11 protein-coding genes are annotated in these 11,724 nt (G+C 40.6%); 7 read left to right on the top strand and 4 right to left on the bottom strand.

Annotated features, from left to right (window positions below; translation table 11 throughout):
- Positions 1 to 40: 40 nt before the first annotated feature.
- Positions 41 to 286: a hypothetical protein gene (locus ACY8DT_RS00645; protein WP_462421049.1), complete on the bottom strand. Its 246-nt coding sequence runs from the start codon at positions 284 to 286 to the stop codon at positions 41 to 43.
- Between the two features lie 358 nt (positions 287 to 644).
- Here ACY8DT_RS00645 and ACY8DT_RS00640 point away from each other — a divergent pair, with 358 nt between their 5' ends.
- Together ACY8DT_RS00640 and ACY8DT_RS00635 are read left to right on the top strand one after the other, a co-directional pair.
- Positions 645 to 1,550: a nuclease-related domain-containing protein gene (locus tag ACY8DT_RS00640; protein ID WP_462421048.1), complete on the top strand. Its 906-nt coding sequence runs from the start codon at positions 645 to 647 to the stop codon at positions 1,548 to 1,550.
- Between the two features lie 87 nt (positions 1,551 to 1,637).
- Positions 1,638 to 3,050, top strand: a complete 1,413-nt coding sequence (locus ACY8DT_RS00635; protein ID WP_462421047.1) for an FAD/NAD(P)-binding protein — start codon at positions 1,638 to 1,640, stop codon at positions 3,048 to 3,050.
- Between the two features lie 43 nt (positions 3,051 to 3,093).
- Here ACY8DT_RS00635 and ACY8DT_RS00630 read toward each other — a convergent pair whose 3' ends face one another.
- Both ACY8DT_RS00630 and ACY8DT_RS00625 read right to left on the bottom strand, forming a co-directional pair.
- Positions 3,094 to 4,080, bottom strand: a complete 987-nt coding sequence (locus ACY8DT_RS00630) for a proline dehydrogenase family protein (protein ID WP_462421046.1) — start codon at positions 4,078 to 4,080, stop codon at positions 3,094 to 3,096.
- A 106-nt stretch (positions 4,081 to 4,186) separates the two neighbouring features.
- Entirely contained in the window at positions 4,187 to 4,693 is a 507-nt protein-coding gene (locus tag ACY8DT_RS00625) for a gamma carbonic anhydrase (protein WP_462421045.1), read from the bottom strand.
- An 82-nt stretch (positions 4,694 to 4,775) separates the two neighbouring features.
- On the opposite strand from ACY8DT_RS00625, the gene ACY8DT_RS00620 reads away from it, so the two are divergent.
- Entirely contained in the window at positions 4,776 to 5,576 is an 801-nt protein-coding gene (locus ACY8DT_RS00620; RefSeq protein ID WP_462421044.1) for an alpha/beta fold hydrolase, read from the top strand.
- Between the two features lie 12 nt (positions 5,577 to 5,588).
- On the opposite strand, the gene mnmM is transcribed toward ACY8DT_RS00620, so the two are convergent.
- A complete protein-coding gene (gene mnmM / locus ACY8DT_RS00615; protein WP_462421043.1) occupies positions 5,589 to 6,167 on the bottom strand; it encodes a tRNA 5-(aminomethyl)-2-thiouridylate-methyltransferase MnmM in 579 nt (192 codons plus the stop codon).
- 55 nt (positions 6,168 to 6,222) lie between these two features.
- Between mnmM and ACY8DT_RS00610 the strand changes: the two genes are divergently transcribed.
- From ACY8DT_RS00610 to leuS, 4 genes are all read left to right on the top strand, one after another.
- Complete coding sequence (locus ACY8DT_RS00610; RefSeq protein ID WP_462421042.1) at positions 6,223 to 7,023, top strand: ABC transporter ATP-binding protein; 801 nt, start codon at positions 6,223 to 6,225, stop codon at positions 7,021 to 7,023.
- Positions 7,001 to 8,551: a permease-like membrane multi-spanning protein gene (locus tag ACY8DT_RS00605; RefSeq protein WP_462421041.1), complete on the top strand. Its 1,551-nt coding sequence runs from the start codon at positions 7,001 to 7,003 to the stop codon at positions 8,549 to 8,551. The genes ACY8DT_RS00610 and ACY8DT_RS00605 overlap by 23 nt, the downstream gene beginning before the upstream one ends.
- A 5-nt stretch (positions 8,552 to 8,556) precedes the next feature.
- The gene (locus ACY8DT_RS00600; RefSeq protein ID WP_462421040.1) at positions 8,557 to 9,021 is read left to right on the top strand and encodes a methylated-DNA--[protein]-cysteine S-methyltransferase; all 465 of its coding nucleotides are present in this window, start codon (positions 8,557 to 8,559) and stop codon (positions 9,019 to 9,021) included.
- A 267-nt stretch (positions 9,022 to 9,288) separates the two neighbouring features.
- Positions 9,289 to 11,703 (top strand): leucine--tRNA ligase, encoded by a 2,415-nt coding sequence (leuS, locus tag ACY8DT_RS00595; RefSeq protein WP_462421039.1) that lies wholly within the window; start codon positions 9,289 to 9,291, stop codon positions 11,701 to 11,703.
- Positions 11,704 to 11,724 lie beyond the last annotated feature (21 nt).

The following is an 11,724-nucleotide window of genomic DNA, read 5'->3' as shown; positions in this document are numbered from 1 at the left end:
GAAATTGCTCCGGGTTCTAATTTTAAATTGAGTTTGAATATTACAATCCTTCGTCTTCTTCTTCGTCTTCTTCTTCATCATCCATTGCTGGATCCTCTTCCACTGCAGAGTCTTCCTCTTCTTCGTCATCCATTGCCGGATCCTCTGCTGCCGGATCTTCAGCGCCTTCTTCCATTGCCGGATCTTCTGCTGCTGGATCTTCTTCAGTTTCTCCGCCGTCGCCACATGCACCAAGTACCATTACGGATGCAAGGCCGCCTGCCAGTAGATATTTTTTAAGTTCCATAGTAAAAGCCTCCTAATTAATTTCCTAATATAATATTAATGAGTAACCCTGCCACTTCTTTATCTCTATATAGCAAGTTATATTTACATTACCCATGTGTTGATTATTAAAACATATAATTTTAAAAATATAAAATAAAACGATGCAAATCCTAATGGAAAATGTGTAATAATTCATGTTTTATTTTTAAGAGTACTGTCATATTAATGGTTTTGATGCTTTTATCATTTTCGATTATTTAATACATTATATTGATGTAATAAATTTTTTGTTTTGTATCGATAACTTTTTTGTAGTATTGTTATAATATTAAAGGAGAAAGATATCGAAAAGTACAAATGGAATAGGAGATATGCGTATGAATACAGAGATTTTTACAAATCCGTTTTTTATAGCTGTAGCAGCTGTATTATTAATTCTGATCATTGTATTTCTAGTGTATTATTTTAAGCATCGTAATGAGATTAATAAAGTTCAGAACTCACACAATGAAGAAAAACAGAGCTTGATTGATAAATATGAGAATGAACAGGAAGAGGAACATCTGGCTCATAAGAAAGAAGTTTCCACTCTTAATGAAAAATATCATAATGATACAAACTTACTGAATAATAAGTTGTCGAGCTTATATCAGTTTACGGTGGACAAGGGTGAATATCTAACGGATCTGGCTTTGATTCAGTTGAAGGAGAAGCTGGTCGGTGAAGGGAAAATCCGTGATGCCGATATGTTGATACTATCGAATGTATATCTTCCAAGCCGCAACTTTACAAACACCAGAAAAATCGATCATTTAGTTCTGACACGAACAGGTCTGTATCTGATCGACTCAAAATACTGGAGTGGACATATACTCCACGGTATCAGCGAAAATAACTTTGAAGAGCTGCCTTATATCGAATCTTTCTTTGAACTGTTGGATTTGGATAAAACTCAGGAACAGACACTTATCTTCGATAAGTCAGACTCTGAGAATATATCCGTAAATCACTATAACCCGGTAATTGATGAGGCTAAATTATCTGCTGAGAAACTGAAAAATATATTGAAGCTGCAATATGATCTTGTACCGTTGATATACTTCAACCCTGAAGATGGCGGAAATTATTCCATTGCCAACTACTCTGATGATAATGTCAAAGTGCTTGTCGGGAAAGATGAACTGGAAGAGTTCTTCCTTAAATACATTTTCCACGGCAGATTCCAATACACTGTCAAAGACCTGGCAGAAATTGAAGATGCAATTTTAACGCTTAATCCATAGACGTATCTTTTTAATGACCCTATACTTCGAGTATGGGGTTTTATTTTATAAAAAATCCAGCACTGTAATGATATCGGAGGGCATGTAATGAAGAAAAGAATAGCAATTATCGGCGGAGGCATCGCCGGCAATGCGATCTTGCATCATATGATCAATCATCCAAATTTTGATGACTCGTTTAGAATTGATATATTCGATTTGAAGGATCGGATGGGGCGGGGCAAGCCATATATCGAAGACAGTGAAGTTCTTCTCCTCAATATCCCTTCTGAAGAAATGTCATTTACAAATGGACCTTATAGTTTTGTGGAATGGCTGAATAGAGAGAATTTACCTGTTCATAATTATAATTCAAGAAAGCATTTCGGCCATTATTCGTCGGATATGTTCCAGAGGGCTGTGGGAAAGCATTCTAATGTCCAGCTGATCAATGAGAGAGTGGCGGATGTTGTGTACAATGAAGAAAGAGAAAGTTACACAGTCATTTCAGAGTTCAAAACGGAGGAATATGATGCAGTGTTCCTAACAGTCGGGCAGCTGAGCTATAATGATCCGTATAAACTGGAAGGTGTGAAAAATAATATTCACAATCCTTATCCTCTGAATCATACTGTGACTGATGTTGACGGTTCAATCGGAGTGATTGGTACCGGGCTTTCTGCAATCGACTGTGTCAGATATTTGATAATGGAACAATCGGTTGATGAAGTTCACCTATTTTCAAGGAGCGGCGACATGCCGTCTGTAAGAGGGACGAGTCATTATTTTGACATTAAATACTTCACTGAAGAAAAAGTGTATACCTACATAGAGGATGACCTGATATCTCTCGATAAAATCATTGAGTTGTTCAGAAAAGAAATGGCGGAGCAGGGCGTTGATGAAAAGTTATTTTACCGCCACCCTGAAAGTACCCTGGATGATTTGAAACTTGATATAAGGCATAAAAATGAGGTAGGGAAACTGCAGTATTTGATCATTACAGTAAATCCGCTGTTCAGCAGAGTGTTTCCTTACTTTTCTAAATCTGATAAAGAGAGGTTCATGAATGAAATCCATCCGCTCATTGATAAAAATCATTCTCCAATGCCGCTTGAAGTTGCGTATCAACTTGTAAAGTGGGCTGAAGCGGGCAGGGTGATCGTCGTCGATGGAATTGAAGAGGTGGGGACAGGTGTTCAGTTTGAAGTGAGGACTGATGAAGATGAAACGTTCATAGTGGATTATTTAATCAATGCAACCGGACCGATAAAGGATATCACTAAAGAAAAGACACCGTTAATTGTAAACATGATAAACAGGATGCTGATAGCTCCGAGCGAACTCGGTGGTTTGATTGTGGATAAAGAACATAGAGTGATCAGTCCAAGATATGGAACATTGCATCATATGTATGCGATAGGTCATTTGACTTTCAGTTCAGATTATATGTCAAATACAGTGAATATACTGGTGCAGAATACAAAAGTAATGGTTGAAAGCATCATGGAAAATCAATGAAAAAACCTCCTGCCAAGGGTGAGCCTGGCGGGAGGACATGATTTTATTTCTTGAACAGCTGATAAGCTGCGACTAATGCACCGACACCGGCAGCGATGGCTGCACCTGTCTGGAAACGTTTGTCTGTTGTTACACCTTTGATAACGAGATTGAGATTTTGAGGACGTTCAGCGAGACGTCTCATGAAGTATGCATACCAGTCATAGCCGAATGGTACGTATACGACAGTGTTATATCCGCGTTGAACCAGGTTTCTCTGGTAGTCTTTTCTGAACCCGTATAACATCTGGAATTCAAATTGATCATTGGGAATATTATTCTCTTTGATGAAATCGATAGTTTCTTCTATTATATTGTGGTCATGCGTCGCGATGGACGTAAAACCTTTACCTTCTAATAAATGTGTTTTTATCAGTCTCAAATATGCAGCATCGATATCCCGTTTGTCCTGAAAAGCGACTTCGGGGGCTTCTTTGTACGCGCCTTTTACAAGACGGAGTCTCTGATCTTTATATTTAATGATATCTTCTCTTGAGCTGAATAAGTATGATTGAATGACAGTTCCGACGTTATCGAACTCTTTCAATACTGTATCCAGCAGACGGATTGTAATATCATAAGATGCGTAGTTCTCCATATCAATATTGACGAACATGTCTGCCTGTTTTGCAGCGGTCAATATTTCACGTGTATTCTCCAGACAGAAATCATAATCGATATGCAGACCAATTTGAGATAATTTTACAGATGCATGTGCATCAAGATTATTCTCGTCGATGGCTTTGATCATATCGATGATGTTCCCTTTTTCCCACAGCGCGTCGGATTTCTCTGTGATGAATTCACCGAGATTATCAAATGTGACGCTCATCCCCTGATTGTTGATGTCTTCAATACGCTTGATCGTATCTTCCACTTTAATGCCGCCGACCACTTTATCGGCGCCAAATTTCAAGCCTATTTTTTTTGTAGCGTCATTCAAAATTTTGTTCTCTGAAAGATGTATGAAAATATCTCTTAATACTGGCATAAAACCTCTCCTACTTTAATAATATTCAACATGTTTATTATACCCTTTTATAAAAAAGGTAGACAATCAAATTTAGAAAATTATGGATAAACTTTGAATTTTTAATTCACCCCTTTTTATAATGGGGGATATGGCTGGTATAAGTATTGTTGATCCTTTCCATTTCTATGATATCCTCTTCCGTTAAATCTCTTACCACTTTCGCCGGTCGTCCAAACGCAAGTGTCTTCGGCGGGATTTCCGTGCCCGGTGTGACAAGGCTCCCGGCACCAATAAAAGCACCTTCGCCGATCTCGGCACCATCCAAAATTGTGGAATCCATCCCTATCAATGCATTTTTCCTGATTGTACAGCTGTGCAGTGTCACTTTATGGCCCACAGTGACATAATCCTCTATTATAAGAGGCATATCAGGCGTTTCATGTAAAATCGACAAGTCCTGGATATTGCTATGTTTACCAATTTTAATGGGTGCAATATCTCCGCGTAAAACACTGCCGAACCATACTGATGCATACTCATCGATGGTTACATCTCCTATTACTGTCGCATTTGGAGCTACAAAAGCGCTTTCATGTATTTTTGGTGAAATCCCTTTATAATCCAGTTTCATTTCCACTATCCTTTCTGTATATTGTTGTTATAATAATTGTATCATAGAGAATTACAAAAGGATCGAAGGAGACTTGCCTCAAATGTGGAAATGGGAAACGGAATACGAGCCTAAAGGGGTCGTTGTCGTCATTCATGATATGCTCGAACACCATGAATATTACAACGGTTTAACCAGTCAGTTAAGAAGTTCTAGCTACCATGTCATCACCGGGGATCTGCCGGGGCACGGGCAGACAACCAGAGTGCATAAAGGACACATCACCGACTTTTATCAGTATGTCGACAGAGTGATGGAATGGTTTGAGATGACAAAAGAATACCATCTGCCGACATTTGTCATCGGTCAGGGACTGGGCGGACTGATTGCGCTTGAATTGATAAAGCAGAATAATATTAATATAGACGGAATTGTATTACTGAACCCGTTACTGTCATTCAAACAGTCGTTTATGAATAGAAAGAACACGCTGATGACAAGTGTAAGGACGACGAGTGACGAGACGAAGTTTAACCCGGGAATCAAAATGAAATACTTCACATCGGATAAAAACTATCTGGAACGTTATGAAAGTGACGAATTGCTGGTGAGAAAAGTGAGCTACCACTGGTATAAAACGGTCATCAACCAGATGAAGAATACTGCAGAAAATATTGATGACCTCCCCGATGTGCCGGTCTTATCAATCTTCAGCAATGAGAATGAAATCATTGAACCTTTCATCTCTTCAAACTACGTTAAAAAAATGATGAGCAAAGAACTTCAGGTCATTATGCTGAACAGTGAAGATCACAGCATATTTCAGCGGGAGGACACTGAAACACCATATTATTATTTAGAGAAGTTCTTTGATTCACAACTGTTCAGAATCGGTTTATTATAGAAAATAAAAAACTCATACTGTCCGATCACTCGGCTGGGCAGCATGAGTTTTTTCTATACAGAATATGAAAGGGGCGCTGTTTTTCTGGTTGATGAAACGGTATTCCAGAACATTTGCTTCCTTCTGGGGCAACTGCATCACGAAATCGTACAGAGCATCCTTTTCTTCTTTACCGCCTGGATGGCCGTGATAGACGACAATGACGATTCTGCCGCCAGGCTCTAAAATATCGAAGATCTGAGTGATCGCTTCCAGTGTGGAATCACTTTTAGTCGTAATGGATTTATCGCCTTTAGGCAGGTATCCCAGATTGAACATTGCCGCTTTTACATTTTCATTTATGTATTTGTCCACGTTGGCGTGCGAGTCGAGTATGTAATGGATGTTTGATAAGCCTTCAGTTAAGGTTTTCGCATTATCGAGCGCCTCTTCCTGAATATCAAAACTGTAAACTTTTCCGGAAGGACCGGTTAAGTCTGCCATGAACTTTGTATCGTGGCCGTTGCCGCACGTGGCATCGATTAAAATATCATTTTGTGCTGCGATCTCTTTAACCAGGGATTTTGCCTTTGGCAGAATTCTTTCGAGCATAATAGTACACCTCTTCTTTATAAAAGAATTTTACCATATGGATTGTGTATTGGACATGATGGATATATTATTTTATATAACAGGTGAGGAGTTGAGCGTGGAAATGATTGAAGTGAGCAATTTGACAAAAATATTTGGACACAAACATGCTGTACATAATTTAAGTTTTAAAGTGGATGATGGAGAACTCTTCGCATTTCTGGGGCCGAATGGCTCGGGCAAATCGACGACGATTAAAATGTTGATGGGCCTCACTGAAAAATCTGCCGGAAAGATTGAAATACTCGGAGAGCAGCCGGGCGTGGGCAGTGTATCGCTTAAAAGAAAAGTGAGCTTCGTTCCGGATACACCGGATATTATGGGGAAATTGACTGGTAAAGAATACTTGGATTTTGTAGCGAGTGTTTATCAAATGTCCCAGGATGATTATAAAGAAAAATCCGCGGAGCTGCTTGAGCTGTTTGATTTAACGGACGCACTCGGTACATTAGTGGAAGGATACTCCCACGGAATGCGCCAGAAGCTCGTAATAATCGGGGCATTGATGCATGAACCGGAAGTCATCTTTATGGACGAGCCGAATGTGGGGCTTGATCCAAAGAGCAACCGTAACTTGAAAAGCTTTTTAAGAAATTATGTCACTGAAGGGAACACCGTCTTTTTAACGACGCACACACTCAGTCTTGCTGAGGAGATCGCGGACAGGATATTAATCATTTACGAAGGTGAAGAGAAAGCGACCGGCACACTCACCGAGCTGAGAGCCGAAAGCGGTCTTGAATCCGGTTCACTTGAAGATGTGTTTTTAACACTGACAGGGGAGGAGGAAGGGGATGCTCCCGGTTCTGAAAGTTGAGATACAATCGGCGGTTAATCACTTTAAAAATATACGCACGCAGACAGTAATATCTCTCGCTATTATTGTATTGGTGGCATTATTATTCCTTCCAATAATCATCATTACGTTTTTCAACTTTTTATTATTTGCAGAAGAAGCGATGCTGTCATCCATCATGTTGATGATCTCTGTGCTGCTCATGATCATATTGTCTCTGATAACGGTCAATCGTATTGTAAAAGATATGTTCATGAACAAAAATATGCAACTATATCTAACTTTTCCGGTCAAGGCAGTAGATCTGCTCCGTGCAAAATTCATCATGCAGCTGTGTACAGGCGTTTTACCGATAACACTGGCTGTCGCTCTCATAACGGGAAGTGCATTTTCTTTAAGGTATACGAGTGTGTTGCCATTCATATCTTCCATTATATATTTTATGCTGCTCAGTTTAGTAATACTTGGCATAAGCTATATCATCGTATTTTTGGTGACGAAAGTTGCGAGTCCTAAAAAGGTTTCGGAAATTTTGACATTTATCGGCGGTTTTGCTGCAGTTTTGCCGTATCTTATCATTACATTCGGTGTGGTCAATATAGAAACTGTGCTGAACTACTTTCCTGACCCCGACTGGTTATATGATGGATTCATTTATAGTGTGAGTCTGGGTAAATTTTTTGTACTTATAATTTTAAGTGTTATTTTGTCCATCACTATTTTTATTTCTTTGACGCATGTGGTTAAAGACGGTTTTATCAAAGGCTGGATCACCACTTCCGGACGCGGGAAAAAAGCAGGCGGTAAATCTCTGGGCGTCCATTCTGTAAAAAAAGCATTGTTAATGAAAGATTTTAATATGACAATCAGAGATTTTAAAGAGTGGTCCGCAATTTTACCGCAGTATTTCATTCCTTTCATCGTATATTTTGTAGCGTTTAATCCGGTTGGACCTGAAAATGCTGTACCAATGAGTATGGATGCGATTGTTATCTCAGTGTCCATTACCGGGACCGTCATCATTTCCATATTTGCTTCGGCAACGAATACGGCAAGGGATGCGCGGCATCATGATATGATGCGCTCGCTGCCGGTTGAAGCGGGTGATGTAGTGGCCTCAAAATTCCTCTATAATTTCATGACAATCGTTCCGGTATATATGCTGATGTCGATGATCGTCTTTATATTTACAGATGTTTCTATACTTGGACTCGTTTACAGTTTTGTTTTTATTGTTCTGACTGCACTGGCAGTCATTCCGATCGGCATGTGGTTCGGTGCGAAATATCCGGTTGTCAACACCAATAAACCCACAGAGCGTCTGGATACCGGCGCATCTGTGATTATGACAATAGTCATTTTTATATTAGTATTTTCAACAGGGTTGATGTCTAATATATTTGTCGGTGCAGAAGGTGAATTGAATCATCGGATGATTGGTATAATGATTATGGGAATACTTGTACTCAGCACGGTTATGTACTTGTTAATCACTAAAATAGTGAAAAATATTTATGACAGAGGATTAAAAATCGTTTTTAAGGGGTGATGGATATGGCAGTTGTCTACGCGGAATTTCCGGTCGGCTGGCTGAAGATATCGAGTGATGATAAAAAGATAATTGGTATCGATCATGTGAGTGAGCCTGGAGAAAGTGATGATCATACAGAGGTGATTGATACGTGTATAGAGCAGCTGAATGAATATTTCGGCGGCGGACGGAGCGATTTCACAGTGCCGATCAACTTCAGGTACAGCGGAACGAAGTTCCAGCAGAAGGTCTGGAGTGAACTGTGGAAAATCCCTTACGGGCAGACAATCAGTTATAAAGAACTCGCTGTCAGATGCGGGGGTGCGAATTATTCAAGGGCCGTCGCCAATGCGAATGGTAAAAATCCGGTTTCAATCATTGTCCCGTGCCACAGAGTCATTTCAAGTGACGGCACTTTAGGCGGTTACACCGGCGGGTTGGATAAAAAGTCGAAATTACTGACGATTGAGGGTCTGCAATTAATATAAATGATTTTATACACTTGCTAATATTTAAAAAATAACATATATTAGTACTTGTACAGAAGTAGTAATGTGAAGCTGTTTCAAGAGAACCGGTGGCGGTGAAAACCGGTAACAGCAGGCCATGAACTTGTCTGTATTCAATGAATTGAATACTTTTGAGATGCACTTTTAAAGTGAATGCGGGTGGTACCGCGGTCATATAGATCGTCCCATGTTTTATTAAACATGGGATTTTTATATACTTTTTTACATACAAATAGGAGGGTCCAAATGGCTTATAATCACAGAGAGATTGAAAAGAAATGGCAGGAATTTTGGGAAGAAAATAAAACGTTCAAAACAGAAGAAGAATATGATAAGAAAAAATTCTATGCGTTGGATATGTTTCCATATCCTTCAGGTTCAGGGCTTCATGTGGGTCACCCGGAAGGTTATACAGCAACAGATATCGTTTCAAGAATGAAACGTATGCAGGGCTACAATGTCCTCCATCCGATGGGCTGGGATGCTTTCGGCCTTCCTGCAGAGCAGTATGCGATTGATACAGGAAATGATATACGTGAATTTAATGAAAAGAATATCGATAATTTCCGCAGGCAGATCAAGGAACTCGGTTTCAGTTATGACTGGGATCGTGAAATCAATACAACAGACCCTCATTATTTCAAATGGACACAGTGGATTTTCATCCAGCTGTACAATAAAGGACTCGCTTATATCGATGAAGTGCCTGTGAATTGGTGTGAAGCACTCGGTACGGTACTGGCAAACGAAGAAGTCATCGATGGATTGTCAGAGCGGGGCGGACATCCGGTAGTAAGGAAACCGATGCGTCAATGGGTTCTGAAAATCACTGAATATGCAGATCGTCTGTTGGAAGATCTGGAAGATTTGGACTGGCCGGAATCACTTAAAGATATGCAGCGCAACTGGATCGGCAAGTCTGAAGGAGCGAATATCGACTTCAAGATAAAAGATACCGATAAAGAATTTACTGCATTTACAACACGTCCTGACACGATTTACGGAGCGACATATGCCGTATTCGCACCGGAACATGAGCTGGTGGATGAAATCACGACAGCAGAACAACAAGAAGTGATCAAAGCTTATCAGGATAAAGCAGCGATGAAGAGTGAACTGGAGCGTACTGATCTTGCGAAAGAAAAAACAGGTGCTTTCACAGGTGCTTACGCCATCAATCCGTTCAACGGTGAAAAACTTCCGATATGGATTTCTGATTATGTTCTTGCATCATACGGAACAGGCGCAATAATGGCTGTTCCGGCACATGATCAGCGTGACTATGAATTCGCACAGGAATTCGGTCTGCCGATCGTCGAAGTGATCGAGGGTGGAAACATAGAGGAAGAAGCTTATACAGGCGACGGAACCCATGTGAATTCAGGCGAACTCGACGGCCTCGGCACTGAAGAGGCGATTGAAAAATCACTTGAGATTCTGAATGACAATAATTATGGAAGAAAAGAAACGACATATAAGCTCCGTGACTGGCTGTTCTCACGTCAGCGCTACTGGGGCGAACCGATTCCAGTCATCCACTGGGAGGACGGGACGATGTCAACAGTACCTGAAGATGAGCTTCCTTTGGAACTGCCGTCCATGGATGAAATAAAGCCGTCCGGAACAGGTGAATCGCCACTTGCGAATAACTCAGAGTGGATAGAAGTTGTGAGAGAAGACGGTGTCAAAGGACGCCGTGAAACGAATACGATGCCCCAGTGGGCAGGCAGCTGCTGGTACTACCTGCGCTTTATCGATCCGCATAATGATGAGGCATTGGCAGATCCTGAAAAACTGAAACACTGGCTGCCGGTTGATCTATATATCGGCGGGGCTGAACACGCTGTCCTTCACTTGCTGTATGCACGTTTCTGGCATAAAGTGCTTTATGATATCGGTGTTGTGCATACAAAAGAGCCGTTCCAGAAGTTGTTCAACCAGGGCATGATTCTTGGTGAAGGCAATGAGAAGATGAGTAAATCAAAAGGTAATGTCATCAATCCGGATGATATCGTTTATTCACACGGTGCAGATACACTTCGACTGTATGAAATGTTCATGGGACCGCTTGATGCTTCAATCGCATGGAGTGCGACCGGGCTGGATGGTTCGAGACGTTTCCTCGACCGTGTATGGAGGCTTATCATCAATGAAGATACAGGCGAAATTCAGGATAAAATTGTCGATAGAGAAACACCTGAGCTCGATAAGGTATATCATGAGACAGTGAAGAAAATCTCCGATGATTATGAAACACTGGATTTCAACACTGCAATATCTCAGATGATGGTGTTCGTCAATGAGTGTAATAAGCAGGACGAAATATCCAAAGAGCATATTGGCAACTTTGTTAAACTGTTGTCTCCGATTGCACCGCATTTAGCGGAAGAACTGTGGGAAAAGCTCGGTCATGAAGGTACGATAACTTATGAAGAATGGCCGGTATTCGATGAAAGTAAACTGGTTGAAGAAGAAGTTGAAATCGTCATTCAAGTTAACGGTAAAGTCCGCGAGAAGATGAATGTACCGACAGATGCATCCAAAGAAGATTTGGAACGCATCGCAATCGAATCTGACAAAGTCCAGGAAGCAATCCAGGATAAAACTGTAAGGAAAGTCATTGCAGTACCGGGAAAACTGATCAATATAGTGGCAAACTAAGAAAAAGTAAGGTCTCCGACC

The organism is Salinicoccus sp. Marseille-QA3875 (assembly GCF_054950095.1).
Note: the sequence above shows the minus strand (reverse complement) of the source record. Positions and strands in the feature narration are given on the sequence as shown.